This is a genomic window from Massilia sp. NP310, assembly GCF_019443485.1.
Classification (GTDB): domain Bacteria; phylum Pseudomonadota; class Gammaproteobacteria; order Burkholderiales; family Burkholderiaceae_D; genus Telluria; species Telluria timonae.
Map to the genome: position 1 here is coordinate 1,182,308 of NZ_CP080379.1, position 26,388 is coordinate 1,208,695.

Sequence of the window (26,388 nt, forward strand, 5' to 3'; positions counted from 1 at the left end):
GAGCGGCAATATCTAAAATTGTAGCCGTCTAGAGTGCGTTGTTTAATAATAGCCAGAAAACTTAGTCGTATGCAATCGCTAGTCATCCCAATATACACTCCGCACAGAAAGAGTTGCCGTGCCAAGTAGGTATTGCCACCTTCTATAATCGACGCTTAAACAGAGGCTCTAGGTTGAGCCTAATTACAACGACGTTCGTTCTGAGTAAGACTTCACCATCGCCAATTACACATTAAGGTCGTTTTGACAGTTCGGCTCGCCTCTCGGCAAAAAAAGCCTTCAGTAAGGCACTTGCCTCACTACTCAAAATCCCACCCATAACTTGGGTGTGATGATTTAACGCTCTCAAAGAAAATAGGTCGACCACAGAGCCACAGGCGCCGGTCTTAGGGTCGGTCGCCGCATAGACGACCCGGGCCAGGCGCGCATGCATCATCGCCCCCGAGCACATGATGCAGGGTTCCAGGGTCACGTACAGCTCGCAACCCGGGAGCCGGTAATTGCCCAGCTTTTCGGCGGCCGCGCGCAGGGCGACGATCTCGGCGTGGGCGGTTGGGTCGTGGCCGCTGATCGGCTGGTTGAAGCCGGTCGCGATTACCTCACCGTCCTTGACCACGACGGCGCCGACCGGAACCTCGCCCCGGTCCCAGGCCAGCTGCGCCTGGGCCAGGGCCAAGCCCATATAGCGCCCTTCCGCACTCTCGGTCGGCGCTTCCTGGAGGGCCTGGACGGTCTGGTCCGGCATCATTCGGTGATCTCGGCCCAGCAGTTCGGGGTTTCGTGCAGCACCAGCTTGTGCAGGCGCAGGCCCGTGCCGTAGCGGTCAATGAACACGGCCTTCAGGATGTCGAACGCCACCTGGGCCAGGTTCTCGACGGTCGGAATGCGGTCGATCACGATCGTCTTGTGGTCCGGCAGGCTTGCCAGGAACTCACGCACCTTGTCATCCTTTTCGTACACGATGAAGGCGTGATCCCACACGTCGACCAGGTGCTGCTTTGCCAGCGCCTTGACGTCGGAAAAATCCATGATCATGCCGTTGTCAGAATTGCCATCGGAATCGATCACCTGGCCCGTCAGAGTAATCTCAAGGGTATAGCGGTGCCCGTGCAGGTTGCGGCACTGGCTCTTGTGGTCGGGAATCCGGTGTCCGGCATCGAATTCGAGCTTGCGGGTAATGGTCAACATGCTGCGCGTGGATCTTTAAGGAATCTGAAGAAGTTTATGGGTCTGGAGGCTGAGCTTCCATTTCGGGTTGGCGCGGCAGGTCTCGATCGCCAGCTGGAGGTTGCGGGCGGCCAGCGGGCCGTCCATCGCCTGCACGTAGAAATGCTCGAAGTCGAGCCCTTCATAGGCGGCCAGGTCTTGCCCGACCTGCGGGATGACGACCTTGATCTCGCTGCCTTTATGCACCGCCAGGGTCGAGCCCATCTTGGGGCTGACGCAGATCCAGTCCACGCCTTCCGGCACCGGCAGGGTGCCGTTGGTCTCGATGGCGATGGTGAAGCCGCGCGCATGCATGGCGTCGATCAGGGGACGGTCGAGTTGCAGCAGCGGTTCGCCGCCGGTGAACACCACGTATTTGCTGGCCGGATAAGTGGCCGGCCACAGGCTGTCGATCTCGGCCGCCAGCAGGTCCGCTTCCTTGAACTTGCCGCCGCGTTCGCCATCGGTGCCGACGAAATCGGTATCGCAGAACTGGCACACGGAGCTCGAGCGGTCGGCTTCGCGCCCGGTCCAGAGGTTGCAGCCGGAAAACCGGCAAAACACGGCCGGCCGCCCAGCATGGGCGCCCTCGCCCTGCAAGGTGTAGAAGATCTCTTTGATGCTGTAAGTCACGGTAAGCCTCTCGTCAACCTTCCATTATAGCGCGCCGGGCGCCGTGACGCTGCGGTTGCTGCCGTTCCACAAAACGTGTCGCATAACAGCTGCTTGAGAAGAAACAATATTCCTACAGCAGGACGGCGGTATGGTCCTACGGAATGTTCCGAATCCGGTAAGAGGGCGACTCATGAAAAAGTCTTCGGTTCTCCTAGTGTCGATGTGCTTGCTTGCTCACCGCGCCGAGGCCGGCGACGCGCATGCGCTGGTGCCGCTGCCCTGGCGCAGCGCGGCGCCGGAAGTGCTGGCCTGCATCATGGTCACGCTGGCCGCCCTGGTCCTGGCCTATATCGGCCTGCGCCGCAGCGTCACCAGCGATGAACGGGCGCGCGCGCTGCAGCACCAGCTCGAGGCCGAGCGCGAGGCGCGCTGCCAAACCGACCAGGCGCTGGCCGACAACCACGACGTGCTGTGCCGCCTGGTGCGCCAGCACGAAGGCGTGCGCGAAGGCGAGCGGACCCGGATCGGCAGCGAGTTGCAGGCCGAGTTGGGCCGCCGCTTGTCGAGCCTGCGCGACGACATGGCGAGCCTGCGCGACTGCGCCCAGGCGACGCCCGCGCCGCTCCTGCTGGCCCGCGTCGACCGCGCGCTGGCCGGCATCGACGGCGCCATCCAGGCGGTGCGCGCCGTCGCCGGCGGCCTGCGCGGCGCCCATCCGGAAGACCGCCTGCGCCAGGCGCTGGAGCGCTGCCTGTCCGAGCATGCGCACCGCCACGGCCTGCGCTACCGCTTCGAGGCCGGCGTCGATCCGAGTTCGCGCGCCGGCCAGGACCGCGCGGCGCGCCTGGCCGTGTTCCGCGTGCTGCAGGACGTGCTGGCCGGCGCCGCGCGCAGCGTCGGACATGGCGGTGATGCGCAGGAGCGCGGGCACGAGGGTGAGCAGAAATGCGAGCTGCATGTGCGGCTGCTCGAAGGGGCCAGCACGCTCGGCCTCGAGATCGACGGTTGCGCCGGCTCGGTGGACGACGTAGCCGCCCTGCCCGCCGAGCTGGTCGAGCATATCCGCGCCATGGGCGGCATGCTGCGGATGGTCGCCACCGGCGAGCGGCGCGCCCGCTGCTTGCTCTCGGTGCCGGTGCGCAGTGTGGTGCAAGATCCACTACGCAACTCCCTCCATGATCCGGTCCACGACCCGGCGCTGGGCGCGCCTGCCATCATGGCGAAGGTTGCCTGACGCGCCCAGCGTTGCAAAATGCCACCTCGCCATTGTCCTTGCTGAAAATCAATGGCGCGATCCTGCGCAGGTTGCAGAATCGGTCCCTAGCGGCAACTCACCGGTTGTCGCTCTCCGACACCGCAACCACAGAGGACGGCTCATGAGCGCACCCAGCACCGGCACAGGCCCGACAGCCCTGGTCCAGGACGTGGCATTCGTGGGGCAATTGATGGAAAGCCTGTCGGTGCCGGTCTTCGTGCTGGGCACCGACGCCCGCGTCATGATCTGGAACCGCGCCTGCGAGGAGCTGACCGGTGTGCCGGCGCCGGAAGTGCTCGGCACCGGCGACCACTGGCGCAGTTTCTACGAGATCCAGCGCCCCACCCTGGCCGACCTGGTGCTCAAGGGCCGGCGCGACGAGGTCCGGCCGCCCCCTGGCGTGGAGGGCCATTGTCCCGGTCCGCTGTCGATCGAGAGCTGGTGCGACATGCCGCGCGCCGGCCGGCGCCGCTACCTGGCGGCCGACGCCAGCCCGATCTTCAATGCCAGGGGCCAGCTGTCGGCGGTGGTCGAGACCCTGCGCGACCTCACCGACGCCAAGATGGCGCAGATCGCGCTCGAGCAGCTGGCCACGCGCGACGGCTTGACGGGCCTGGCCAACCGGCGCTGCTTCGACGACACCCTGCATGCGGAATGGACGCGCGCACTACGCCAGATGCAGCCGCTGTCGCTGCTGATGGTCGACGTCGACAACTTCAAGGCGTATAACGATGCCCATGGCCACCTGGGCGGCGACGAGTGCCTGAAGCGGGTGGCGCGCGCCGTGGCCAGCGAGATGCGGGCCAACGACCTGGTGGCGCGCTACGGCGGCGAGGAATTTGCCGTGATCCTGCCCAACCAGTCGCTGAAAGGCGCGGCCATCGTGGCCGAGCGCATCCGCTGCCGGGTCGAACAGCTGCAACTGCCGTGCCGCTTCGCCGCCGGCCACGTGACGGTGTCGATCGGCGCCGCCACCGCGATCGCCGGGCCCGACAACCATGCCAGCCAGCTGGTCGCGATCGCCGACGCCGCCCTGTACCGCGCCAAGCACCTGGGTCGCAACCGTATCAGCCTGCCGATGACGGAAGCCGCGTAAAGACGGGTATTGCTACGGCTGTTCATTCCTTGGTGGATAGACTATCCTTCGCGATTGTCTATTTCCCAAGGAGACATTGTGTTTCAATCGACCCTGTCGCGCACCACGCTCGCGACATTGATTTCCGGCGTGCTGGTGGCGGGCGCCGTCCATGCGGCGTCGGCCACCCCCACGGCCGCCAAGGCCGCCACCGGTGGTGACGTGCTGCCATTCAAGGCAACCGAAAAACTGCTTCCCAACGGGCTGAAGGTCATCGTGGTGCCGACCGGCTTCCCCAACCTGGTCTCGGTGCACATCCCGGTGCAGACCGGGTCGCGCAACGAAGTCGAACCGGGCAAGTCGGGCTTCGCCCACTTCTTCGAGCACATGATGTTCCGCGGGACGCCGACCTACCCGCCCGAAAAATACCAGGAAGTGATCACGAAGGCCGGCGCGCGCCAGAACGCGTATACCAGCGACGATCTCACCAATTACTACACCACCTTCGCCAAGCAGGACCTGGAAACGGTGCTGAAGGTCGAGGCCGACCGCTTCCAGCACCTGTCGTATCCGATCGCGGCCTTCAAGACCGAATCGCGCGCCGTGCTGGGCGAATACAACAAGAACAGCGCGAACCCGATGTCGAAGCTGTTCGAGGTGCAGCGCGACGCCGCCTACACCACCCACACCTACAAGCACACCACGATGGGCTTCCTCAAGGACATCGAGGACATGCCCAACCAGTACGATTACTCGAAGGTCTTCTTCGACCGCTGGTATCGTCCCGAAAAGACCACCATCATCATCGCCGGCGACGTCGAACCGTCGAAGGCGATCGCCATGGTCGAGAAGTACTGGGCCGGTTGGAAGCGCGGCGCCTTCGAGTCGAACGTGCCGGTCGAACCCGCCCCGCGCGGCGCCCAGTACCGCCACGTGGCCTGGCAGACGCCGACCCTGCCGCTGGTGACGGTCGCCTGGCGCGCCCCGAGCTTCGTCGCCCGGCAGAAGGAGCAGGCGGCGCTGTCGATGGCGCTGTCGCTGTCGTTCGGGCGCACCTCGCCGCTGTACAAGCGCCTGGTGCAGGACGAGCAAAAGGTCGACCAGCTGTTCGACTTCACCCCGAACCGGGTCGATCCGACCCTGGCCACCATCGGCGCGCGCGTGAAGAATCCAGCCGACGCATTGATGGTGCGCGACGCCATCCTGCAGACGGTGGCGAAACTGCGCGACGAACCGGTCAGCAGCCAGGAGCTGGAAGCGGCCAAGTCGGCCCAGAAGTATGGCCTGATCCGCTCGCTCGACAACACCGAGGCGATCGCCTCGACGCTGGCTTCCTATGTGCATTTCGAGCGCTCCTACGGCACCCTGAACGGGTACTACCGCGCGATCGACAGCTTGACGCCGGCCGACCTGCAGGCCGCCGCCCGCAAATACCTGGTCGACGACAGCATGGTGGTCACCACCCTGTCGCATGAGGCGCTGCCGAAGGGCATCGAAGAATTGCCGAAGCTGGCATCGTTCGCGCCGCAGGCGGTCGATGCGAAGTTCGACGTGCTGGTGCAGAAGTCGGCCTTGCCGCAGATCCGCTTCAAGCTGCTGTTCGCCGCCGGATCGAGCCACGACCCGAGGGGCAAGGAAGGCCTGGCCGCCCTCACCGCCGCGATGGTGGCCGCGAGCGGTTCGCGCGAGCGCAAGATCGACGAGGTGACCAAGTCGCTGTTCCCGATGGCCGGCAGCTTCACCGAGCAGACCGACAAGGAGATGACGACCTTCACCGGCACCATCCACAAGGATAACTGGGACCAATTCCTCGGCATCGCCATGCCCCTGCTGGTGGACCCGGGCTTCCGCGAGGAAGATTTCCGGCGCCTGAAGGACGCCCAGCGCAATGCGCTGGTGCTGGACCTGAAGGACAACAACGAGGAGGAATTCGGCAAGGAAAGGCTGCACGCGAATGTGTTCGCCGGCACCGGCTACGGTCATCCTGTGCTCGGCACCGTCGCCGGCATCGACGCCATCACCCTGGATGACGTGAAGGCCTTCTACGCCAAGGCCTATACCCGCGGCGCGGTGAAGGTCGGCATCTCGGGCGACGTGTCGGAAGCGATGACGGCCTCGCTCAAGGCGCAGCTGGCGCGCCTGCCGCAAGGCGCGGGCCTCCCCGTGACGGGCGTGCCGAAAGGCCGCATGCCGAATGGCCTGGAAGTGGAGATCGTCGAGAAGAACACGCGCGCCACCGCGATCTCGTTCGGCCTGCCGCTCGAGGTCACGCGCAAGCACCCGGACTTCGCCGCCCTGTGGCTGGCCAAGACCTGGTTCGGCGAACACCGCTCCTCGAGCGCCCACCTGTACCAGCGCATCCGCGAAGAGCGCGGCATGAACTATGGCGACTACGCGTATATCGAAGCCTTCCCGCGCGGGATGTTCCAGTTCTTCCCGAACCCCAACCTGGGCCGCAAGGCGCAGCTGTTCGAGGTCTGGATCCGCCCGGTGGCGCCGCAGAACGGCCACTTCGCGCTGCGCGTGGCGCTGCACGAACTGGGCAAGATGGTCGATGGGGGCATCAGCCAGGCCGACTTCGAGACCACCCGCGACTATCTGCTGAAGAACGTGTTCGTAATGACCGCGACCCAGGACCAGCAGCTGGGCTATGCGCTCGATTCGCAGTGGTACGGCACGCCGGACTTCACCGCCATGATGCGCGACGCCCTGTCGAAGCTGAGCGCGGCCGACGTCAATACGGCGATCAGGAAGCACCTGTCGGCCAGGAACCTGTCGGTGGTGATCATCACCAAGGATGCGGCCGGCCTGAAACAGGCGCTGGTGAGCGACGCCTTCTCGCCGATCAAGTACGACGCCAACAAGCCGCAGGCCTTGCTGGACGAGGACCAGCAGATCGGCTCGATGAAGCTGAACATCAGGCCGGAGGCGGTGACCATCACGCCGGCGGCGCAGGTCTTCGCCAAGTGAACCGGTAGAGCAACAGGTGTAGTGCCATGAAAAGCGGCGCCCGAGGGCGCCGCGTTCATTTCCCGCGGTGCGGGCTTATCGCATCATGCGATCCCAGCCGTGACGCACGGCCGATTTCATCTTTTCCCAGGTCGACTGGTCGGCCGGATAGCGGGTATCCCAGTCGCTGCGCAGGTCGGTCTCGACGTCGTTCCACGGACGGCCGCGGTACTTGTCGTTGAGCGCCATTTCCGAGCCGTAGCTGTAGGCCGGACGGTATTCGTCATAGGCCTCGCCGGTGGCGCCATACACCGAGTTCCAGTGGTTGCGGTAGTAGGCGTCGTTATCGCCGTCGGTCATGCGGTCCCAGCCGCGACGCACGGCGGACTTCATCTTGTCCCAGGTTGATTGCTCACCCGGATAGCGGCGATCCCAGTCGCTGCGCAGGTCGGTCTCGACCGCGTCCCAGCTGCGGCCGCGGTACTGGTCGTTGCGCGCCATTTCCGAACCGTAGCTGTAGGCCGGGCGGTACTCGTCGTACGAGCCGCCGGCGGCGCCGTAGGTCGAGTTCCAGTGGTTGCGGTAGTAGACGTCATCGTCGTTGTCGTCCGTCATGCGGTCCCAGCCGTGGCGGACGGCGTTCTTGACGCGATCCCAGGTCGACGGTTCGCTGGTGTCGCTGCCGGTGGTGCTGAAGTCGCGGGTGCCGTCGATGCGGTTGTCCCAGCCGGTGCGCAGGGTGCCCTCGACGTCGTCCCATGGCTGGTTACGATACATCTCGCTGCGGCGCATCTCGCTGCCATAGGCGTAGGCCGGCTTCAGTTCCTCGAACTTCGTGCCGCTGCTCGCATAGGTGCTGTCGTAGTGGCTGCGGTACTGGTCGTCGTCGTCGTCGCGGGTCATGCGTTCCCAGCCGTGGCGCACCGCGGCCTTCATCTTTTCCCAGGTCGATGGCTCGCCGCCGGTGGCGTGGCGGCTGTCCCAGTCGCTGCGCAGGTCGGTTTCGATGTCGTCCCAGGCGCGGTTGGTGTAGCGGCCGCTGCGCGCGGCTTCGCTGCCGTAGCTGTAGGCCGGCAGGTAGTCGTCGTAGGACGCGCCGGTGGCGCCGTAGGTGGTGTTGAAATGGTTGCGATAGTAGGTATCGTCGTCGTACGAACCCATGGTGCTCGAGGCCGAACCCGCGCTGCCGCCCAGGCCCAGGGCGGCGTCCGACTGGCCGCGCGAGAAGATGCGCACGCCGCTGCGCTGCTTGTCCAGGCTGGCGCTGCCGCCCGCCAGCGAGCCGGTCTGGGTGTCACGCTGCAGCGAGTCGCTGCGGATCGACCCTTCCAGGGCCGAGCCCTGGATGGACGAGGTGCTGCCCGCCGATGCGGTGTTGCCCAGGTTCGAACCCTGGGCGGCGATGCGGTCGTTGTCCAGCTGCGCGCTGCCAGCCGCCAGGCCGCCCTGCTGGCTGCCGTCGAGCGGCGCGTTCTGCAGCGGGTCGTCGCGCAGCGTCGAGCTTTGCAGCGAGGTGCCGCCGGTGGCGGTCAGGCCGCTGCTGCCCAGCGATTCCTGGTGGGTGCCGCCGACGGTCTGGCCCTGGTTCAGGGAGCCTTGCTGGAACAGCGGGCGGTCGCCCGGATTGTCGAGTGTGGGCGTCGGCGCCGCCTGCGCATTGCCGAGCGAGCCCGACTGGGCCGACATCGACGACGATTGCTGCATGCCGGCACTGCTGCCCATGCGCATGGCGCCGGCGCTGATGCCGCCCGTTGCGAGGTCCGGGGTTCCGGTGGCGTTCTCGTCGATGTCGGTCGGGCCGTAGCGCTCGACGATGTCGGCGGCGCGCTCGACTTCCGGCAGCGAGGCGGCGACCACGGTCAGCACATGGTGGCCGCGGGTGACGGCGCCCTCGTAGCGGCTCACGTGTTCCGCATTATCCGAACCAAACAGGTCGCTGAAGAAATTCTTGATGCTGGCGGTGATGCCGGTGTCACCGTCCGCGCTGCGTTCGGTGTCGAGGTCGGAACGGCCGGACACGCTGTCGGTCTGACCGGTCGGGTCGGCGTTGGACAGGCGGACGTCGGTACGGGTAAAGCCCGACGACAGCAGTTCGTTCATGGCGTTCTGCGCATCGGTGCGGTTGTCGAACACCGCGACAAGGGTATGTTGCATGGTCGTTCCTCCGAAAAATGGTGGTACTGGCGCCGGCGACGAGACTGCCGCTCGTTTGCGCTTTGTTGTCAAGATTACTCCAATACTGATGGGGCTCGCACACCATTGACCGTTGGAAAGATCATGTCAGAACAAGGCGAAATGCGGCGTCGGACCACCTACGGATGAGCACGTAGGCGCAGGACGACAGGGGGAGGAACACCGGGCGGGCGCCCGGCATGGATAGCGCACCGGAGCCGGTGGGCCGTGCTCAGGCGAACGGGTTGTCGATGGTCTTGACCTCGGGCGGCGGCAGCGCGTCCGGCAGATCGCGCGCCTCGAGCGCGGCCACGATCTCGCCCAGCAGCGCGTGCAGGCGGCGCGCCTTGTCCAGCCCGGGCACGTCGGCGGTCAGGTCGACGTCGCCCGAGATCGTGATGCGGTCGACACGGTTTTCCAGCATCAGGTCGCCGATGCCGGCGACGTCGGCTTCGTTGGCGAACGGGGTGAACGAGGTTGGTTTCTTCTTGCTCATGGCGTTCCTTTACGATCGGTTCTTGCGCTGCTTGATCTTGGGCAGGCGCAGCATGCGTTCTTTCTGCTTTGCCGACAGGGACGGCAGCAGTTCGATGCCGACGATGCGCTCCAGCTCGGCGACCGGCACCACATTGATCGGCGCATCGGCGCGGTTTTCGGTGAACCAGGCCGCCGCCAGCTTCTGGCGCGGACTGTACACCACCTTGTACAGATGGCTCGGCACGATGACGTTGCCGACCTTCTTCAGGCTGGCGCCGAGGAAGGCCGGGCCGGTGATCACGTACAGCTCCCCTTCCTTCTTCGCCATGGTGCGCACCGCGCCCTCGATCGGCGCCCAGATGTGGCGGTTGTGGTCGCGGTCTTGCGGGACCATATTGGCCAGCGAAAAGCTCTCGCGCTGGGTGCGGCGGTCGGGCATGTTGGCGTTCGGCGCCAGGTGGCCGCGATCGAAACCGCTGCGCGCGTAGTCCGACAGCTCGGCGCGCTGGCCGCGCGGCAGGCGCCCCTCGGCGTGGAACTTGTCGTCGCGGTCCAGGCCCTGGGCCCGCTTGAGGTTATCGGCGCGCACGTATTCGGCCGACCACAGCGGCGTGCGGGTCACGCCTGAATGCATGACGCCGAACACGCCGTAGCACAGCTCGCGCGTGGATTTCGCCAATTTCTGGTTGTGGATCTCGGGCGCGCGGCCGTCGAGGTAGTGGACAGGACAACTGTCGGCCTGCGCCGCGCCGGCGGACAGCAAGGCGCCGGCGACGGCGAGGCGGGCAAGAAGTCTGCCCAGGGTGGAGCGAAGCATGATTGAACGGCAATGGTGAAGAAAGCGGGCATTTTAGCTGAGCAGGTGCTCCTGAGCATTAACTTTGCATTGATCGGCGCGCGCGGCGATACCCATGACACTGCGCACCGGGTGCGCACGATTGCATGAGCAATTCCTCACGGAATGTTTTAAAATTATCGCTTTCTCAATAAGATTTTCCATTTGGGAAACAAGTTCGCCACGAATGACCCACCCGCCAATCCCGGAAGATCTACGCCGTTTCGTCCTGACGAGCGTTCCTTCCGTGCCCTTCCTGGAAGCCTTGCTGCTGCTGCGCGCCGACCCCACCCAGCAGTGGGAAAGCGCCATGCTGGCCAGCCGGCTCTATATCCGTGAGCGCGTGGCGGGCCAGCTGCTGTCCGATTTATGCAAGGCGGGCATCGCGCAGCCCTGCGATCCGCCGGCCGCCCACTGTTATCGCTACGAGCCCGTGAGCGACGCCCTGCGCGAGCGGATCGATCGCCTGGCCGAGCTGTATGGCCGGCACCTGGTGGAGGTCACCCACCTGATCCACTCCAGCCTCGAGCGTCAGGCCCAGCAGTTTGCCGACGCCTTCCGACTACGCAAGGACGAATGAGCGGAAGACGTGGCCAGCTGGGCTGTATGCAATACACTAGACGCAATAGTCAGACATAAAATCAGACGCAATGAGCGGGCGCCAGGCGCCGACAAGAATAATGAGCATACCCTTCGGGACGATGTGATATATGGGCGAAGTGATCTACACCCTTTGCATGCTGACCTCGCTGACGTGCGCCGTGCTGCTGTTCGCCAGCTACCGGCGCACGCGCCACCGCCTCGTGTTCTGGAGCGGCGCCTGCTTCACGGGCATGACCTTGAATAATTTGTTGCTGTTGTTGGACAAGGTCGTGTTCCCGACCCAGGTCGACTTGCTGTGGTGGCGTCTGGCCAGCGCGCTGGTGGCCTGCCTGCTCCTGCTGTACGGCCTGATCTACGAAAAGGACTGAGGCGATGACCCATCTGCTGGCCGGCGCGATCGCCATGGCTTCCATCACCATCGCCCTGTTCTTCTTGCGCTTCTGGCGCGCCAGCGGCGACCGTTTCTTCCTGTATTTCGCCCTGTCATTCGCGATCGAAGGGCTGCACCGCGTGTATGCGGTATTGCGCGACGGCGGCGGCGAGGATTCGCCGCTGCACTACCTGATCCGGTTATTGGCCTATGGCTTGATCTTGTGGGCCATCCTGGAAAAGAATCTGCCGCGCAAAAAGCGGGGCCCGTGAGCGCCCGCATGCGACGCTGGCGTGCGCCCGGGGCGGTGGCGCTGCGCCATAATCGGACCATGTTCAACACTCCATGGAGGTCCACATGAGCGCTCCCGATCACTCTGACCGCAAGCAGGACGTTCCGGTTCCCGCCGGAGGCCAGGACAACCGTTCCGACAACCTGTTGCCGGGCGACGAAGGCGCCGAAGACGGCCGCTTCGACGTGGCCGAAGAAGTGAACCTCGACCAGCATTCCGACGAGGCGCGCCGCATCGGCCAGGCGCCGTCGCAGGGCATCGCCGACGCCGTTCCCGAGGCGCTGCGCACGCCGGTGCCCTCGCAGCAGGTGCCGGACAAATCCTGACAGGGGGCGCCGGCGCACCGAAAAAGCGCAAAATCGTTGACATGGCCCGGCGACACACTTAGATTGCCGAAATAACCATAACCAATTTTCCGGGCCAAGATGTCCCTGACTGACACCATACCGCACGCCAGCCACAGGCGTGTTCTTTTCATCTGCAAGCGCGCGATCGACGACCCGATCGTCAACCAGGTCTCGCGCGAACTGGACCAGGCCATCGTGCGGGCGACCACCCAGTCCGACGGCCTGGAACAGGCCCGCAAGGGCGATTTCGCCCTGATCCTGGTCGGCTTTTCGGGCGACGCCGAGGGCATGCTCGACACCATTCGCGCGGTGCGCGCGAACCCGCGCTCCAGCCGCACGCCGATCGTGGCGCTCGGCCTGCCGCAACCCCTGCCCTTCCCCCAGGAATTGCTGTACGACGCCGGCGCCATCGCCGTGCTTACCGAACCGCTCTCCCCCACGATCCTGCGCGCCAAGGCGCGTTTCTACATCGAGGCCTTCAACAGCCAGGAAGAGCGGCAGCGGGCGGAGACGGCACTGGAGCAGACCCGTTCGCGCCTGGAACGCATCGTCGAGGCCGCCGAGCTTGGCATCTGGTCGTGGGACATCCTGCAAGACCGGGTCCGGGCCGACGCCCGCATGGCGGCGCTGTTCGGGGTTGCAGAGGAGCGGCGCCTGGACGCGCCGCTCGCCACCTACCTGGCGGCCTTCCATCCGGACGACATCGAACCGACGGTGGCGCAGATCAATGCCGCGATCGACGGCGAAGGCCTTTATGCCGCCACCTACCGCATCCGGGCGGACGCCGGCGGCTGGCGCTGGATGATCGCGCGCGGCCACGTCGAGTATGACGACCATGGCGCGCCGTGCGAGGTGCACGGGGTGGTCATGGACGCCACGCGCCAGCGCGAGGCCGAGCAGCAGCTGCGCGCCACCGAGGAGCGCTACCATACCGTGTTCGACTCGATCGACGAAGGCCTGTGCGTGATCGACATGATCTACGACAGTGAAGGCCAGCCCTGCGACTACCTGTTCGTCGAGGCCAATCCGGCCTTCGTCAAGCATACCGGCCTGCTCGATGCGGTGGGCAAGACGATCCGCCAGCTGGTGCCCAACCACGAGCAGCACTGGTTCGACATCTATGGCCGGGTGGCGCAAACCGGCGAGGCGGTGCGCTTCGAGAACGAGGCGCGCGGCCTGCACCGCTGGTACGACGTGCACGCGACGCGGCTGGGGCCGCCCGAACGGCGCCGGGTCGCGGTGCTGTTTACCGACATTACCGAACGGCGCCGGTCGGACGCCGCGCTGCGGCGCATGGCGGCCGACCTGTCCGAAGCCAACCGCCTCAAGACCGAGTTCCTGGCCACCCTGGCGCACGAACTGAGGAATCCGCTGGCGCCGATCCGCAGCGGGCTGCAGTTCATCCGGCGCTCGCCCGCCGACCGCGAGGCTGTCACCCGCGTGCACGGCATCATGGAGCGCCAGCTCGACCACCTGGTGAACCTGGTCGACGATCTGCTGGACGTGGCGCGCATCACGCGCGGCCAGGTCGAGCTGCGGCGCGAGCGGGTCGAGCTGGCGACGGTCCTGACGGCCGCGGTCGAGACCAGCATGCCGCTGATCGAGGCGGGGCGCCACGCTTTCGACCTGCGCCTCCCTGACGAAGCCCTGGTGCTCGACGCCGATCCGACCCGCCTGACCCAGGTGGTGAGCAATCTGCTGAACAATGCGGCGCGCTATACGCCCAAGGGCGGACGCATCGCGCTGGAGGCCAGGCGCGACGGCGAGCAGGCGCTGGTGACGGTGTCCGACAACGGGATCGGGATCGCGCCCGAGGCGCTGGAAGACGTGTTCCGCATGTTCACCCAGGTCGGCCAGGCGCAGCAGCCCGGATCGGGCGGGCTCGGCATCGGTTTGTCGCTGGTGCGCAGCCTGGTCGAGCTGCATGGCGGCAGCGTGAGCGCCGCCAGCGCCGGCACCAATGCCGGCAGCGCCTTCACGGTGCGGCTGCCGCTCATGCCCGATGCGCATGCGGCGCTGCCGGCGGACGAGGCCGGAACGATCGGGACAGCATCCGAGGCCGCGCCGCCCGGCCGCAGCGTGCTGGTGGTCGACGACAACCGCGACGCGGCCGAGACCCTGGCCGCCCTGCTCAATATGATGGGCCACCGCGCGCCGGTGGCCAACGACGGCCGCCAGGCGCTGCGCATGCTGCCCAGCCTGATGCCGGACGTGGTGTTTCTGGACCTGGGCATGCCGGGCATGTCCGGCTACGAGGTGGCGACGGCGATCCGGGAAGACGCCCGCCTGGCGGGCATCCGGCTGGTGGCGTTGACGGGATGGGGCGGCGAAGCCGACCGGGCCAGGACCAAGGCGGCGGGGTTCGACCAACACCTGACCAAGCCGGCGACGGTGGAGGCGATCGAGGAAGTGCTCAGGCGGGTATGACCCCGCCTGTGCGGGGACGACGTGTCAGGGGCCAGGCCGGGTTCAAGCGGCCTGGATCCAATCAGCCGACCTGGGCCACCGGCAGCGTTTCGGCCGGCATGCGCGCCGCTTCCTGGCTGTTGGCAAAGAAGCGTTCGACCTTGTTGCCCGGGACGGCGTTGCCGATCAGCTCGTGCATGCGGCTGGCGGTCAGGTCCCACGAGGTGCCGGCCACCACTTCGCGCATGCGTTGCACCATGGCCTGGCGTTGGTCGTCGCTCAGCGCCAGCTGGCGCTCGCAGGCGGCAATGAAGTCGCCGTGCGACTCGGCGATTTCCACCACGTCGCCATACGGAACCTTGACGTCGGTGATCGGGGTCGACACGCATGGCAGCTCGGCCGCCATGTATTCGAGCACCTTGGTCGGGCTGATGAACTTGGTCGAATCGTTCATGGCGAACGGCAACAGGCAGACGTCCCAGCCGGCCAGGAACTGCGGCAGCTGGTCATAGGTGCGCTGGCCCATGTAATGGACGTTCGGCTGCTTCGGCAGGGTCGCCGGATCGATCTTGACGACCGGGCCGATCAGCACGATCTGCCAGTCCGGATGGGCGTCGGCCATGCTCGAGACCAGGTCGACGTCGAAGCGCTCGTCGATCACGCCATAGAAGCCCAGGCGCGGATGCGCGATATGGGCCTGGTCCGGGTGCGAGATGGCGCGATCCAGGGCCTGGCGGAAGTGCCTGGCGTCGACGCTGCTCGAGAAGCAGTGGGCATTGGCGTGGCGGTCGCGTTTCGACTGGTACAGGCTCGGGCCGCCGGTGAAGACGACATCGGCGATGTTCAGCAGCGCGCTTTCGCGCTGCAGCAGCTGCTTCGGCGCATTCTTGAACATGGCCAGCTCGTCCATGCAGTCATAGATCACCTTGGACGGCTTGAAGACCTGCAGCAGCGGCAGCGCCATCGGGGTGTAGAACCAGACGATCGGCGCCTCGTCCTTGGGCACCAGGTTGGCCAGCAGCGCCTGCAGGGTCGGCAGCTGGTCGTCGTGGAAGCCGAACTGCTGGATCGGCGTGTGCGGACGGCAGACGGTGATGTTCGGTGCGACGTCGGTCTTTTCCAGACGTGCCTCGCCCTCGGTGTGCATCGGCTCTTCGATGAAGAGGATGTTGTAGTGTTCGGCCAGGCGGGTCATCAGGTGCTGGGGGCGCTGGAACACGAAATCCCAGCGGAGGTGGCAAAACACGATCAGGGTCGGCATGTCGATTTCCTTTCGCCTCGGCGGCGTTCTAGTAGTTGGCAAGTAAAACCGGACCGGTTCCTCTCTCTCTCTCAAGGCCGTGGCGGCGCCCGGGAAGCCGGTCTGACCACGGAATCGTATCATGCAATTTTCCTAATATTTTCAGTTGTGCAGAGCAACATTGCACCAGATGTAACTAAATATTGCCGCCCTACTGCTGGGCCTCATAGGGAGAGTCCGTCTGGGAAGCAATTTTTTGTAAGGGACCTCCTACACCAACACAGGAAAATCCACTACGAAAAAACGGCAAAAACTTTACTGTTTGCACTGAAATCGGGGGCCGAAATCGCCGGTTTACCGCCCTCGCGGCCGAAATGCGGCCTGCGGCGGGGCGCTATGGACGGTTCGGCGGCGGGACGTCAGCGGCGCTTCAGGCCGCGTGATACGGCTCGGCACCCTCGGCGTGCCCGTCGGCGCTGAAGCCGGCCGCGATCGACACGCCTTCCAGGCCGAGCGACAGTAGTGCATCGCACAATTCGTCCACCTCGGCGGCCAGGTCGGCGGCCAGGTCGACCGGCTTTTCGACGGTGCCCCACGGCTGGCCGCCGTCGAGCGCATACAGGTTGGCGCGCAGAACCACGTGCTCGCCCATGTCCAGCGGCGCCACCGCGGCGTGCACCGCGTCCGGCGTCAGGTCCTTGGCCGCCAGCAGGCGCTTGGCCTCGGCCAGCACGCCGAGCGTCGCCAGTTCGGCCACGCCCTGCTCCTTGGCGCCGTAGAACAGGTCCTGGTACAGGAAGTTCAGCTCCAGGCGGTCCGGCTCGCGCGCGAGGGCTCGCGCCACCAGCGGGGCCACCGCCTCGGTCCAGGCGCGGTAGCGTTCCATGCGCGCCGCGAAATAGGCGTCGCTGCCCGCTTCGTCCTGCGGCACCCGGTAGAACGGATCGTCGGCGCGCTTGAGCGAGAAGCCGAGCAGGAAGCGCAGCTCGAGCGCCGTCTCGTCGGGCGCCACCGGCTCGCCGGTCCAGCCGCGCATGCTGGCCTCGATGGTCGGCGCCGGCTGCAGCTTTTTTTCGAGCAGCGAAGCGGCGGCTTCGCGCAGCATCTGGTGCAGCGTGCCGTAGGCGATGTGATCGATCTCGGCCAGGTCGTAGGCATGCTGCAGCAGCACCACTTTCGCGCCCTTGCTGTCCAGGCCGTGCTCCTGGAAGCTGGCCGAGAGACGCTCGAAGGCCTCGGGGTCCTGGAAGTTCTCGCGCCCGTCCAGGCCGCCGCGGCTGCGCACGAACAGCGGCACCAGGAACGCGTCGATCTCGACTTCCGGGCCGTCTTCGCGCCGGATGCGCAGGGTGGCGGCTTCTTCTTCCACGCGCGCGCGCAGCAGGCGGCAGGCTAGCGGATCGGTGTAGCGCGCCAGTTCGATGGCCTCGTACAGCACCTCGTCGTGCTTCTTGCGGATCGCCTTGCGCACCAGGCTGGCCAGGGCCTCGGCCTGTTCGTCGCCTTGCGCCGCTTCGTCCTCGCGCTCGGCGATCTCGAGGGCCATGTCGGCCATCAGCCGCGCCTGGGCATCGGTGTCGGGTTCGCGCGTGTTGTTCGAGGTGCGGGGTGCGGGACGCTTGTTCTTCGGCATAGTGTGGACAAAATAGATGGAGGTTCGAGCCGGCATGGTAACACCGCCGCGCGGCCCGGCGTAGCGCCGCGGGCTGCAAGCGACGTGTCCCGGTGTTATGCTTCGGGCAAAAAACGAATCCAGAAAGTCCCCCATGCTCGAACGACTCTTCAAACTCAGCGAAAACAAGACCAACATCCGCACCGAGATGATGGCCGGACTAACCACCTTCCTGACGATGGTCTACATCATCTTCGTGAACCCCTCGATCCTGGGGGACGCCGGCATGCCGAAGGAATCGGTGTTCGTCGCCACCTGCCTGGTGGCCGCCGGCGGCACCGCCATCATGGGCCTGTACGCCAACTACCCGATCGCGATGGCGCCCGGCATGGGGCTCAACGCCTATTTCGCCTACGCCGTGGTGCTCGGCATGGGCATCCCGTGGCAGGCGGCGCTGGGCGCCGTGTTCATCTCGGGCTGCCTGTTCATCCTGGTCACCATGGTGGGCCTGCGCGCCATGATCGTGGACGGCATCCCACGCTCGATGCGGGTCGCGATCACGGTCGGCCTCGGCATGTTCCTGGCCCTGATCGCCCTCAAGAACGCGGGCATCGTGGTGGCCAACGAAGCCACCCTGGTCAAGGCCGGCGACCTGCACCAGCCGGCCGCGATCATGGCGATCGTCGGCTTCTTCGCCATCGTGGCGCTGGACCGCCTGCGCGTGCGCGGCGCGATCCTGATCGGCATCGTGCTGGTGACGGTGCTCAGCTTCTTCTTCGGCGGGAACACCTACCAGGGCCTGTTCTCGCTGCCGCCGTCGATCGAACCGACCTTGTTCCAGCTCGACATCCCGGGCGCCCTCGCCGCCGGCATCCTGAACGTGGTGCTGGTGTTCTTCCTGGTCGAGCTGTTCGACGCCACCGGCACCCTGATGGGCGTGGCGCGCCGCGCCGGCCTGCTGGTCGAGGGCAAGATGGACCGGATGAACAAGGCGCTGCTGGCCGACAGCGGCGCGATCGTCGCCGGCAGCGTGCTGGGCACCTCGAGCACCACCGCCTACCTGGAAAGCGCGTCCGGCGTGCAGGCCGGCGGGCGCACCGGCCTCACCGCCCTGACCGTGGCCGCGCTGTTCCTGGCCTGCCTGTTCATCGCGCCGCTGGCGGCCGTGGTGCCGCCCTACGCCACCGCGCCGGCGCTGCTGTTCGTGGCCTGCCTGATGTTGTCCGACCTGGGCGACGTCGAATGGGGCGACAGCACCGAGAGCATCCCGGCCGCCGTGACCGCCCTGGGCATGCCGTTCACCTATTCGATCGCCGAAGGCATCGCCTTCGGCTTCATCAGCTATACGGTGCTCAAGCTGCTGACCGGCCGCGCGCGCGAGGTCAAGCCGGTGGTGTGGGTGATCGCGGCGCTGTTCGCTTTCAAGATCGTCTACGTCGGCACTTGAGTCGCTCGATAAAAGTGACCGGTCGTTCGCGCCGGCATCGACTAAACAAGCGCCCATTCATGCCCGATTGCATCGCATCGCGCTGTCTTTGCGTTACAATGTCCGCCAACTCGCGGCTATCACCACGGTCGCGCACGATCCACGAACGATGGGCCGGTCGCCCTGCGCATGCCACGCGGTACGGCGCAGCCCATGCGACCGCTTAGATGCTGATGAAACCATTTTCGATCCTGGCGCTGGCCCTGGCCGGCCTCCCCGGTGTGGCGCTCGCCGCTCCGGACCTTCCGCAAGTCGGCGACGTCCATGCGCCGCTCACCGTTGCGATGCCGGCGATTCCCGACGGCGGCTGGTTCACCTCCGCCGAACTCGGCGCGATCACGACCTCGGGCAATACCAACGGCACCTCGGTCACGGGCAAGATCGACGCCCGTCACGAGACCGCGCGCTGGAGCCATGAATTCATCGCCAGCGGCTACTTCAAGGAAGACGAGTACGAGGACGAGTTCGGCGAGCCCGTGAAGAGCCGCTCGGCGCAGCGCTGGGCCACCTCGGCCAAGGCCTCGCTCAAGCTGCTGGGCGACGGCCGCCGCGCCTTCGTGCTGGCCACCCACACCGACGACCGGTTCGGCGCCTATCGCAAGTATTCGACGGTCGGCATCGGTTACGGCTCGCGCTGGTACACGGCGCCCGACAAGACGCTCGACGTCGAGATCGGTCCGGGTTACTCGGTCGGCAAGCGCGACAACGAGGAAGAAGAACGCGGCATGACGGTGCGCAGCGCGGCCCAGTTCCGCTGGCAGGTCAGCCCATCGGCCTTCTTCGCCCAGACCGTCAGCGTCGAGAAAGGCACCGGCAACACCCACTCGGTGGCCGAAACGTCGCTCAGCACCAAGATCAACGGCAGCATGCAGATGAAGGCCGGCTTCAGCGTGCGCAACGACAGCGACGTCCCGGAAGACAAGAAGAACACCGATACCCAAACCTCGCTGACGATGGTCTATTCGTTCTAAGCGATACCCCACCTGCGCCACTCGAGTTCCATGGCGGCGTCGTCGGCGTGCAGGAGCGTGAAGCCCAGCGCCTCGTACAGCCGGCGTGCGGCCAGGTTACCGCTGCGCACACGCAGCGTGACGCGCGCGTGTTCCTCCTGCAGCGCGCGCAGGATACACCGGGCAATGCCCTTGCGCCGCGCGGCCGGCGCCACCGACAGGTCCACCACGCGCAGCGCGCCGGCCTCTTCGGCCAGCACGATGCGCGCCACCGGGCGCTCCTCTTCGGTCACCAGCCAGGTCTCGAGCGCGGCAAAGCGCCGCGCATAATCGTCGACCTGCATGGCGCGCTGGTGGCGCGCGATGCCCTCGATGACGCCACGCGGGACCGGCAGCGCGCCGAGGTCGGGACGGGAGTCGAGGTAGAGCGCCTCGAGGAAGGCCTCGTCGTCGGCCGCGGGAGCACGCGCCGCGAGGCGTCCGAAGCTGCGCCCGCTCACCTGGCGGGCGACGGCGCCAGGTCCCTGGCCAGCGCCAGGGCGACCAGGCTGATGAGCGCCGCGCCGCTCAGATAATAGCCGACGTATTCCAGCCCGTGGTTCGTGGCCAGCCACAGGGCGATATAGGGCGCCACCGAGGCGCCGAGGATGCCGGCGAAGTTGAAGGTGAGCGAGGCGCCGGTGTAACGCACCTCGGGCGGGAACATCTCGGCCAGCAAGGTGCCGAGCGGGCCATAGGTGAAGCCGACCAGGCACATGCCGAGGACCATGAACAGGGTCACCGCGACCCAGCCGCCGGCGCCGAACAGCGGCCCGTACAGCAGGCCGAACACGGCGATCGCGGCGCTCACCAGCATCATCGCGCTGCGCCGTCCGCGGCGGTCGGCCAGCAGCGCCGACGGCGGAATCGTGAGCGCGAAGAACACCACCGCGAACAGCTGCAGCACCAGGAATTCCTGGCGCGTGTAGCCCAGCTGCGCGGTGCCCCAGCTCAGCGCGAACACCGTCATCAGGTAGAAGATGACGAAGGTCGACAAGGCGGTCAGGGTGCCGAGCAGCAGCGCGCGGCGGTGGTCGCGCAGCACCGCCACCATCGGCACCTTGACCCGCGCCTTCTGATCGAGCACCTTTTGAAAGTCAGGCGTTTCGGTGATCTTCAGGCGGATGTACAGGCCCACCGCCACCAGCAGGGCGCTGGCCAGGAAGGGAATCCGCCAGCCCCAGGCGAAGAAGGCTTCGTCGCTCATCAGCTCGCCCAGCAGCAGGAATACGCCGCCCGACAGGAAGAAGCCGATCGGCGCGCCCAGCTGCGGGAACATGCCGTACCAGGCGCGCTTGCCCGGCGGCGCGTTCTCGGTGGCGAGCAGCACCGCCCCGCCCCACTCGCCGCCCAGGCCCAGGCCCTGGCCGAAGCGGCACAGCGCCAGCAGCAGCGGCGCCGCCACGCCGATCTGGGCATAGGTGGGCAAGAGGCCGATCAGGATGGTCGACAGGCCCATCGTGAGCAGGGCCGCGACCAGGGTCGCCTTGCGCCCGATGCGGTCGCCGAAGTGGCCGAACACGGCCGAGCCGACCGGCCGCGCGAAGAAGGCGATGGCGAAGGTCGCCAGCGACTGCAGCACCGCCGCGCCCGGGTCGGCGGCCGGGAAGAACAGGCGCGGAAACACCAGCACCGCGGCGGTGGCATAGATGTAGAAATCGTAGAACTCGATCGTGGTGCCGATCAGGCTTGCAAACAGGACGGTGCGGGGTTTGTTGCCCGCAGCTTGGCTTTCCAGCGTCGCTTCGCTCATGCACCCGCCTGGGCCAGGGCCTGGCGCACCGCGTCGGCGTCGACCGGACGCACCACGCGCGCGACTTCCTGGCCATCCTTGAGCACCACCACCGTCGGCCACAGCTTGATGCGGAACGAGCGGCCCAGCGGGCGGCCGGGACCGTCCTCGACCCTGATGTGGCGGGCGGCCGGATAGTCGCCCAGCGCCTGGTCGATCAGCGGCTCGGCGGCGCGGCAATAGCCGCACCAGTTGGCGCCGAAGTCGAGGGCGACCAGGCCCTGGGTGGCGTCGATGGCGCTGCGTTCGGGTTGGTTGCTAGCGTAGGGGGCAGCCATGGAGTCTCCTGGTTTATTGCTATTCGAATACCGCAAGCGTACCTCAAAACGCGCCGCCTGGCATGCCGGCGCGCCAGGCCGCGCTCTTGCCTGCCCGATCTCCCTCTAGCGTGTGGCACCTAACGGAACCTGGCTCCCGAGGCTGTCACCCTGTGACTCATCGTCTTATCAGGAGCACATCATGTCGGATGACTTGAACAAACGCGGTCAGCAGGACCGTTCCCGCATCAATATGCACGAAGAGCACGAGGTGCGTTACTGGACCGACGCGCTGGGCGTGACCCGCGAGGAACTGCAGCGCGCCGTCGACCAGGTCGGCGTGAGCGCCAGCGCGGTGCGCGAACACCTCGGCCGCTGAACCGCTTCCCGTTCGATCGCGCGGACCAGCCGCCGGCCGGTCCGCGCTCTCTATTGCCCGTTCATTTCCCTACCCTTTGCACCCAGACATGGAGCACACGATGGATATTCCGAAGCAACAGCAGCAACCGCCCGGCCATGAAGCCGAGCTGACCCCGCAGGCCGACCACGGCGAAACGAGCTACCGCGGTTCCGGCCGCCTGCAGGACAAGGCCACCGTGATCACCGGCGGGGACAGCGGCATCGGCCGCGCGGTTGCGCTGGCCTTCGCGCGCGAAGGCGCCGATGTCCTGATCTCTTACCTCGACGAGCACGACGACGCGAAGGAAACGGCGCGCCTGGTCGAGGAAGCCGGTCGCCGCGCGATCCTGGTGCCGGGTGACATCGCCGCCCCCGCGCATTGCCGCGCCATCATCGACAAGGCGGTGGCCGAGTTCGGCCGCATCGACGTGCTGGTCAACAACGCCGCCTTCCAGATGTCGCACGACTCGCTCGACGAAATCCCCGACGACGAGTGGGACTACACCTTCAAGGTGAACATCACCGCGATGTTCCACCTTTGCAAGGCCGCGGTGAAGCACATGTCGCCCGGCTCCTCGATCATCAACACCACCTCGATCAACTCGGACAATCCCAAGCCCACCCTGCTGCCGTACGCCACCACCAAGGGCGCGATCGCGAACTTCAGCGCCGGCCTGGCCCAGCTGCTGGCGGACAAGGGCATCCGCGTCAACTCGGTGGCGCCGGGCCCGATCTGGACGCCCTTGATCCCGTCGACCATGCCGCCCGACCAGGTCGAGAACTTCGGCAGCCAGGTGCCGATGAAGCGCGCCGGCCAGCCCAAGGAGGTGGCGCCGGTGTTCGTGATGCTGGCGTCCGATGAAGCGAGCTATATCTCGGGGGCGCGCATCGCCGTGACTGGCGGCACGCCGATCCTGTAGACGGGCGCTCGATGGCCACTCTCCTGCGTACCCTGTTCCTCGCCGTCTTTCTGGTGCTGGCGTATGGCCTGCTGGAGCCCTACATCGAGCGCGCCCTGTACACCATGCGCCTGGCGGCCATGCCCAAGCCCCAGGCGCTGCCGGTGCCGGTCGAGGGCGTGCGTCCACGCGCGCTGCGCGACACCTGGGGCGGCGCGCGCAGCGAGGGCCGCAAGCACGAAGGGATCGACATCTTCGCCCGGCGCGGCACGCCGGTCGTGTCCAGCACCGAGGGCATCGTGACCCGGGTGGGCACCAACCGCCTCGGCGGCCTGGTGGTCTGGGTGCTGGGACCCGGCGGCCAGCGCCACTATTACGCCCACCTGGATGGTTATTCGGACGTCGAACCCGGCATGCGCATCGAGGCCGGCCGGGTGCTGGGCTATGTCGGCGATACGGGCAACGCCAAGGGCACGCCGCCGCACCTGCACTACGGCGTGTACGACACCGGCGGCGCCATCAACCCCTATCCGCTGCTGAAGGCCGATCCGGCCCTGATCGCCGCTCCGGCCTCGGCTACAGCTCCGGCGGAAGCGGCACCGGGACCGGCGCCGAGGTCGGCGGCGCGATAGGCGCGGCCTCGAGCGGCTCGATGACCTCGCTGGGCTCTAGCGGAAGGGGAATCTCGATCTCTTCGGGGCCGCCTTCCGGCGCCACCTCCACCGCCTCGTCGAGATAGATTTCCTCGGGCTCTTCTTCCTCCACGTAGCGGCGCGGCTCCGGCGCGCGCCAGCCGGGCAGCGTGGCCTGGGCGTCCAGGCTGCCGGCATCGAACGCGCCGCGGAAGAAGTCGCCCACCACCAGCGCCGCATTGTGGCCGCCCTGCCCCCAATAGCTGCTGCGGATAGTGACGCGGTTGTCGTTGAAGCCGACCCAGGCCCCGGCCACCAGGTTCGGGTGCATCATGATGAACCAGCCGTCCTGGTTGTTCTGGCTGGTGCCGGTCTTGGCCGCCAGGTCGCCGCGAATGCCGAAGCGGCTGCGCACCCCGTTGCCGGTGCCGCGGGTGACGACGCCGCGCAGCATGTCGATCAGCGCTTCGGCCGACTCGCGCGACATCGCGCGCTCTGGCTGGCCGACGCCGAAATCGGCGATCACATTCCCTTCGCGGTCCTCGATGGCGCGCACGAAAATCGGCGTGCGGTACTCGCCCAGGGCCGCGATGGTGGCGTAGCTGCTCACCATCTCGAGCAGGGTGACCGGGCTGGTGCCCAGAGCCAGCGAGGGCACCGCCTCCAGCCGGCTCTGGCGGATGCCCAGGCCCTGGGCCAGGCGCACGATCGGCCCGATGCCCACATCCTGGCTCACCTGGGCCGTGATCGTGTTCTTCGAGAACACCAGGCCGTCGCGCATCGGCATCGAGCGGCCGCTGTTGCCGTCCATGTCGGTGGGTTTCCATACGCTGCCGTCGTCGCCCTTGAATTCGAGCACCACGTCGCGGTAGGCCTGGTCGGGCGGGATGCCGCGCTCGAGCGCCGCGCCGTAGACGAAGGGCTTGAAGGTCGATCCCGGCTGGCGTGCGGCCTGGGCCACGTGGTCGTACTGGTCGCGCTCGAAGTCGCGGCTGCCGACCCAGGCCTTGACCTCGCCGCTGGCCGGGTCGACCGCGACGAAGCCGGCTTCCAGGCGCGACTTGGCGCTCTTGAGTTCGTTCATGAAGCCGCGATCGGCCTTCAGGCGCTTGAGCGCGGCGGCCGGTTCCTCGCCCTCCTCGACCGCGTTGCGGTAGGCGCCGCTCTCGCGCACGAAAGCGTCCAGCACGCGCGCATTGGTGATCCAGTAGTAGGAGAACGGGGCGATGTTCGGGCGGATCGCGGTATAGGTGGCGGTGGCGGTCGAACGCGGCACGTTGGGGTTGGCCCATTCGACGTCGGCGATCGCCTGCAGGATGTCGGCCTGGCGCCGCACCGCGCGCTCGGCCGCCGCCTGCAGTTCCGGGTCGAGCGTGGTGCGCACCACCAGGCCGTCCAGCTGCAGGTTGTAGTCGTTCTCGTCGGCCCAGTCGAGCAGCCACTTGCGCACGTGATGGGTGAAATGGTCGTCCTTGCCGCTGCGGTCGGGCAGGCGCGCGAAGCGCAGGCGCAATGGGCGCTTGACCAGTTGCGCGTAGCGCTTGTCGTCGAAGGCGCCATGCTTGCGCATCTGGCCCAGCACCACGTTGCGGCGCGCCAGCGAGCGCTCGGGATTGGCCACCGGATTGTAGTAATGGGTGCCCTTGAGCATGCCGACCAGGGTCGCCGACTCCAGCACGTCGAGCCGGGAAGCCGGCTTGCCGAAATAGGTGCGCGCCGCCATCTCGATGCCGTAGGCGTTGTACAGGAAAGGCACGGTGTTCAGGTAGGCTTCGAGGATCTGGGTCTTGCTGTAGGTGTTCTCGATCTTGATCGCGGTGATCAGTTCCTTCATCTTGCGGTTCACGCTGCGCGCGCGGCCGATCTCTTGCGGGAACATATTGCGCGCCAGCTGCTGGGTGATGGTCGAGCCGCCCTGCGGGTCGCCCTTGAGGCTGGCCCACAGCGCGCCGGCCACGCGCTTGAAGTCGACGCCGTGGTGCTGGTAGAAGCGGTGGTCCTCGGTCGAGATCAGCGCCTCGACCACGTGCGGCGACACCTGCGACAGCCTGACGCGTTCCTGCAGGCCTTTCTCGAAGGTGCCGAGCGGCCGCCCGCCGGCGTCCAGGATCACGGTCGGGCGCGAGCGGCTGACCTGTTCCAGGTCGTCGATGCCGGGGGTGAACGGGATCAGGATCAGGAGCCAGGCCAGGATCGCCATCAGGCCGGCGGCCAGGCTCCAGAGCGAGATCAGCGCCAGTTTGACCGGCAGCGGCCGGCCGTGCAGGCGCGCATGGGCGCCGCTCTTGAGGGCGCCGGCCCGGGTCGAGGCGCCGGCCAGCAGGCGCCGGGCGAGGCGCCGCGAGACTTGCTTGATGCGTTGTTGCACGGTGGGCGCGCTGTCCGCGGTTTCCGTGTTCTCGTTGTTCTGTTTCTGGTCCACTCGCTATTCCTGCCCTGATCAAGGTAACAATGTGGGCAAGTATAGCTGACCGCGACCG

At 66.7% G+C, this 26,388-nt stretch carries 25 protein-coding genes; 13 read left to right on the top strand and 12 right to left on the bottom strand.

Going from position 1 to position 26,388, the window contains the following annotated elements:
• Nucleotides 1–232: 232 nt before the first annotated feature.
• The 3 genes from tadA to queE are packed head-to-tail and all read right to left on the bottom strand — an operon-like array spanning nucleotide 233 to nucleotide 1,839.
• Complete coding sequence (tadA, locus tag KY496_RS05300) at nucleotides 233–745, bottom strand: tRNA adenosine(34) deaminase TadA (protein WP_229520525.1); 513 nt, start codon at nucleotides 743–745, stop codon at nucleotides 233–235.
• Nucleotides 745–1,188, bottom strand: coding sequence for a 6-carboxytetrahydropterin synthase QueD (queD, locus tag KY496_RS05305; RefSeq protein ID WP_005670817.1), 444 nt, complete (start codon nucleotides 1,186–1,188; stop codon nucleotides 745–747). The genes tadA and queD overlap by 1 nt, the downstream gene beginning before the upstream one ends.
• Nucleotides 1,189–1,203: 15 nt before the next feature.
• Complete coding sequence (gene queE / locus KY496_RS05310; RefSeq protein ID WP_005670815.1) at nucleotides 1,204–1,839, bottom strand: 7-carboxy-7-deazaguanine synthase; 636 nt, start codon at nucleotides 1,837–1,839, stop codon at nucleotides 1,204–1,206.
• A gap of 172 nt (nucleotides 1,840–2,011) precedes the next feature.
• On the opposite strand from queE, the gene KY496_RS05315 reads away from it, so the two are divergent.
• The 3 genes from KY496_RS05315 to KY496_RS05325 all read left to right on the top strand — a co-directional run bounded on the left by KY496_RS05315 (nucleotide 2,012) and on the right by KY496_RS05325 (nucleotide 7,121).
• Nucleotides 2,012–3,055 carry a hypothetical protein gene (locus KY496_RS05315; RefSeq protein WP_219864140.1) on the top strand — a complete coding sequence of 348 codons (1,044 nt, stop codon included), beginning with the start codon at nucleotides 2,012–2,014 and terminating at the stop codon, nucleotides 3,053–3,055.
• Between the two features lie 142 nt (nucleotides 3,056–3,197).
• On the top strand, nucleotides 3,198–4,172 hold the full coding sequence (locus KY496_RS05320) for a diguanylate cyclase (protein ID WP_229520430.1): 975 nt from the start codon (nucleotides 3,198–3,200) through the stop codon (nucleotides 4,170–4,172).
• A 78-nt stretch (nucleotides 4,173–4,250) separates the two neighbouring features.
• A complete protein-coding gene (locus KY496_RS05325) occupies nucleotides 4,251–7,121 on the top strand; it encodes a pitrilysin family protein (RefSeq protein ID WP_219864141.1) in 2,871 nt (956 codons plus the stop codon).
• A 75-nt stretch (nucleotides 7,122–7,196) separates the two neighbouring features.
• Here the strand turns inward: KY496_RS05325 and KY496_RS05330 are convergent, their stop codons facing one another.
• The 3 genes from KY496_RS05330 to KY496_RS05340 all read right to left on the bottom strand — a co-directional run bounded on the left by KY496_RS05330 (nucleotide 7,197) and on the right by KY496_RS05340 (nucleotide 10,566).
• Entirely contained in the window at nucleotides 7,197–9,254 is a 2,058-nt protein-coding gene (locus KY496_RS05330) for a hypothetical protein (protein ID WP_005670807.1), read from the bottom strand.
• A 250-nt stretch (nucleotides 9,255–9,504) separates the two neighbouring features.
• On the bottom strand, nucleotides 9,505–9,768 hold the full coding sequence (locus tag KY496_RS05335) for a hypothetical protein (RefSeq protein ID WP_071362752.1): 264 nt from the start codon (nucleotides 9,766–9,768) through the stop codon (nucleotides 9,505–9,507).
• Nucleotides 9,769–9,777: 9 nt separating this feature from the next.
• Nucleotides 9,778–10,566, bottom strand: coding sequence for a DNA/RNA non-specific endonuclease (locus tag KY496_RS05340; protein ID WP_005670803.1), 789 nt, complete (start codon nucleotides 10,564–10,566; stop codon nucleotides 9,778–9,780).
• A gap of 205 nt (nucleotides 10,567–10,771) precedes the next feature.
• On the opposite strand from KY496_RS05340, the gene KY496_RS05345 reads away from it, so the two are divergent.
• The 5 genes from KY496_RS05345 to KY496_RS05365 all read left to right on the top strand — a co-directional run bounded on the left by KY496_RS05345 (nucleotide 10,772) and on the right by KY496_RS05365 (nucleotide 14,623).
• On the top strand, nucleotides 10,772–11,164 hold the full coding sequence (locus KY496_RS05345; RefSeq protein ID WP_184236157.1) for a hypothetical protein: 393 nt from the start codon (nucleotides 10,772–10,774) through the stop codon (nucleotides 11,162–11,164).
• A 130-nt stretch (nucleotides 11,165–11,294) separates the two neighbouring features.
• A complete protein-coding gene (locus tag KY496_RS05350) occupies nucleotides 11,295–11,555 on the top strand; it encodes a DUF5985 family protein (RefSeq protein ID WP_184236155.1) in 261 nt (86 codons plus the stop codon).
• 4 nt (nucleotides 11,556–11,559) lie between these two features.
• Nucleotides 11,560–11,829, top strand: a complete 270-nt coding sequence (locus KY496_RS05355) for a DUF5985 family protein (RefSeq protein WP_219864142.1) — start codon at nucleotides 11,560–11,562, stop codon at nucleotides 11,827–11,829.
• Nucleotides 11,830–11,914: 85 nt separating this feature from the next.
• Nucleotides 11,915–12,175 carry a hypothetical protein gene (locus KY496_RS05360; protein ID WP_005670796.1) on the top strand — a complete coding sequence of 87 codons (261 nt, stop codon included), beginning with the start codon at nucleotides 11,915–11,917 and terminating at the stop codon, nucleotides 12,173–12,175.
• 99 nt (nucleotides 12,176–12,274) lie between these two features.
• Entirely contained in the window at nucleotides 12,275–14,623 is a 2,349-nt protein-coding gene (locus tag KY496_RS05365) for an ATP-binding protein (RefSeq protein ID WP_219864143.1), read from the top strand.
• A 61-nt stretch (nucleotides 14,624–14,684) separates the two neighbouring features.
• Here the strand turns inward: KY496_RS05365 and KY496_RS05370 are convergent, their stop codons facing one another.
• Nucleotides 14,685–15,863, bottom strand: a complete 1,179-nt coding sequence (locus KY496_RS05370; RefSeq protein WP_219864144.1) for a glycosyltransferase — start codon at nucleotides 15,861–15,863, stop codon at nucleotides 14,685–14,687.
• Nucleotides 15,864–16,272: 409 nt separating this feature from the next.
• Nucleotides 16,273–17,511 carry a hypothetical protein gene (locus KY496_RS05375; protein ID WP_229520431.1) on the bottom strand — a complete coding sequence of 413 codons (1,239 nt, stop codon included), beginning with the start codon at nucleotides 17,509–17,511 and terminating at the stop codon, nucleotides 16,273–16,275.
• A 97-nt stretch (nucleotides 17,512–17,608) separates the two neighbouring features.
• Here KY496_RS05375 and KY496_RS05380 point away from each other — a divergent pair, with 97 nt between their 5' ends.
• The gene (locus KY496_RS05380; RefSeq protein ID WP_229520432.1) at nucleotides 17,609–18,901 is read left to right on the top strand and encodes an NCS2 family permease; all 1,293 of its coding nucleotides are present in this window, start codon (nucleotides 17,609–17,611) and stop codon (nucleotides 18,899–18,901) included.
• Between the two features lie 206 nt (nucleotides 18,902–19,107).
• Nucleotides 19,108–19,911, top strand: coding sequence for a YdiY family protein (locus KY496_RS05385; protein WP_005670787.1), 804 nt, complete (start codon nucleotides 19,108–19,110; stop codon nucleotides 19,909–19,911).
• On the opposite strand, the gene KY496_RS05390 is transcribed toward KY496_RS05385, so the two are convergent.
• The 3 genes from KY496_RS05390 to KY496_RS05400 are packed head-to-tail and all read right to left on the bottom strand — an operon-like array spanning nucleotide 19,908 to nucleotide 21,999.
• A complete protein-coding gene (locus KY496_RS05390) occupies nucleotides 19,908–20,390 on the bottom strand; it encodes a GNAT family N-acetyltransferase (protein ID WP_219864146.1) in 483 nt (160 codons plus the stop codon). The two genes, KY496_RS05385 and KY496_RS05390, sit on opposite strands and share 4 nt — an antisense overlap.
• The gene (locus tag KY496_RS05395; RefSeq protein WP_005670783.1) at nucleotides 20,387–21,682 is read right to left on the bottom strand and encodes an MFS transporter; all 1,296 of its coding nucleotides are present in this window, start codon (nucleotides 21,680–21,682) and stop codon (nucleotides 20,387–20,389) included. The genes KY496_RS05390 and KY496_RS05395 overlap by 4 nt, the downstream gene beginning before the upstream one ends.
• Nucleotides 21,679–21,999 (bottom strand): thioredoxin family protein, encoded by a 321-nt coding sequence (locus tag KY496_RS05400; protein ID WP_005670781.1) that lies wholly within the window; start codon nucleotides 21,997–21,999, stop codon nucleotides 21,679–21,681. The genes KY496_RS05395 and KY496_RS05400 overlap by 4 nt, the downstream gene beginning before the upstream one ends.
• 181 nt (nucleotides 22,000–22,180) lie before the next feature.
• On the opposite strand from KY496_RS05400, the gene KY496_RS05405 reads away from it, so the two are divergent.
• The 3 genes from KY496_RS05405 (at nucleotide 22,181) to KY496_RS05415 (ending at nucleotide 23,908) form a co-directional block, all read left to right on the top strand.
• Complete coding sequence (locus tag KY496_RS05405; protein WP_005670779.1) at nucleotides 22,181–22,357, top strand: DUF3606 domain-containing protein; 177 nt, start codon at nucleotides 22,181–22,183, stop codon at nucleotides 22,355–22,357.
• A gap of 100 nt (nucleotides 22,358–22,457) precedes the next feature.
• Nucleotides 22,458–23,297 (top strand): glucose 1-dehydrogenase, encoded by an 840-nt coding sequence (locus tag KY496_RS05410; RefSeq protein ID WP_219864147.1) that lies wholly within the window; start codon nucleotides 22,458–22,460, stop codon nucleotides 23,295–23,297.
• A gap of 11 nt (nucleotides 23,298–23,308) precedes the next feature.
• Nucleotides 23,309–23,908, top strand: coding sequence for a M23 family metallopeptidase (locus KY496_RS05415; RefSeq protein ID WP_184236133.1), 600 nt, complete (start codon nucleotides 23,309–23,311; stop codon nucleotides 23,906–23,908).
• Here the strand turns inward: KY496_RS05415 and KY496_RS05420 are convergent.
• Entirely contained in the window at nucleotides 23,853–26,330 is a 2,478-nt protein-coding gene (locus KY496_RS05420; RefSeq protein ID WP_005670774.1) for a penicillin-binding protein 1A, read from the bottom strand. The genes KY496_RS05415 and KY496_RS05420 overlap by 56 nt on opposite strands.
• Between the last annotated feature and the right edge of the window lie 58 nt (nucleotides 26,331–26,388).

What these genes read in the sequence shown, in the direction of transcription:
- KY496_RS05405 (WP_005670779.1), top strand. Translation starts at nt 22,181, where the DNA reads ATGTCGGATGACTTGAACAAACGCGGTCAGCAGGACCGTTCCCGCATC.
- KY496_RS05395 (WP_005670783.1), bottom strand. Translation starts at nt 21,682, where the DNA reads ATGAGCGAAGCGACGCTGGAAAGCCAAGCTGCGGGCAACAAACCCCGC.
- KY496_RS05330 (WP_005670807.1), bottom strand. Translation starts at nt 9,254, where the DNA reads ATGCAACATACCCTTGTCGCGGTGTTCGACAACCGCACCGATGCGCAG.
- KY496_RS05410 (WP_219864147.1), top strand. Translation starts at nt 22,458, where the DNA reads ATGGATATTCCGAAGCAACAGCAGCAACCGCCCGGCCATGAAGCCGAG.
- KY496_RS05335 (WP_071362752.1), bottom strand. Translation starts at nt 9,768, where the DNA reads ATGAGCAAGAAGAAACCAACCTCGTTCACCCCGTTCGCCAACGAAGCC.
- KY496_RS05340 (WP_005670803.1), bottom strand. Translation starts at nt 10,566, where the DNA reads ATGCTTCGCTCCACCCTGGGCAGACTTCTTGCCCGCCTCGCCGTCGCC.
- KY496_RS05345 (WP_184236157.1), top strand. Translation starts at nt 10,772, where the DNA reads ATGACCCACCCGCCAATCCCGGAAGATCTACGCCGTTTCGTCCTGACG.
- KY496_RS05370 (WP_219864144.1), bottom strand. Translation starts at nt 15,863, where the DNA reads ATGCCGACCCTGATCGTGTTTTGCCACCTCCGCTGGGATTTCGTGTTC.
- KY496_RS05415 (WP_184236133.1), top strand. Translation starts at nt 23,309, where the DNA reads ATGGCCACTCTCCTGCGTACCCTGTTCCTCGCCGTCTTTCTGGTGCTG.
- KY496_RS05365 (WP_219864143.1), top strand. Translation starts at nt 12,275, where the DNA reads ATGTCCCTGACTGACACCATACCGCACGCCAGCCACAGGCGTGTTCTT.
- KY496_RS05360 (WP_005670796.1), top strand. Translation starts at nt 11,915, where the DNA reads ATGAGCGCTCCCGATCACTCTGACCGCAAGCAGGACGTTCCGGTTCCC.
- tadA (WP_229520525.1), bottom strand. Translation starts at nt 745, where the DNA reads ATGCCGGACCAGACCGTCCAGGCCCTCCAGGAAGCGCCGACCGAGAGT.
- KY496_RS05320 (WP_229520430.1), top strand. Translation starts at nt 3,198, where the DNA reads ATGAGCGCACCCAGCACCGGCACAGGCCCGACAGCCCTGGTCCAGGAC.
- KY496_RS05355 (WP_219864142.1), top strand. Translation starts at nt 11,560, where the DNA reads ATGACCCATCTGCTGGCCGGCGCGATCGCCATGGCTTCCATCACCATC.
- KY496_RS05385 (WP_005670787.1), top strand. Translation starts at nt 19,108, where the DNA reads ATGCTGATGAAACCATTTTCGATCCTGGCGCTGGCCCTGGCCGGCCTC.
- queD (WP_005670817.1), bottom strand. Translation starts at nt 1,188, where the DNA reads ATGTTGACCATTACCCGCAAGCTCGAATTCGATGCCGGACACCGGATT.
- KY496_RS05380 (WP_229520432.1), top strand. Translation starts at nt 17,609, where the DNA reads ATGCTCGAACGACTCTTCAAACTCAGCGAAAACAAGACCAACATCCGC.
- KY496_RS05400 (WP_005670781.1), bottom strand. Translation starts at nt 21,999, where the DNA reads ATGGCTGCCCCCTACGCTAGCAACCAACCCGAACGCAGCGCCATCGAC.
- KY496_RS05350 (WP_184236155.1), top strand. Translation starts at nt 11,295, where the DNA reads ATGGGCGAAGTGATCTACACCCTTTGCATGCTGACCTCGCTGACGTGC.
- KY496_RS05315 (WP_219864140.1), top strand. Translation starts at nt 2,012, where the DNA reads ATGAAAAAGTCTTCGGTTCTCCTAGTGTCGATGTGCTTGCTTGCTCAC.
- KY496_RS05375 (WP_229520431.1), bottom strand. Translation starts at nt 17,511, where the DNA reads ATGCCGGCTCGAACCTCCATCTATTTTGTCCACACTATGCCGAAGAAC.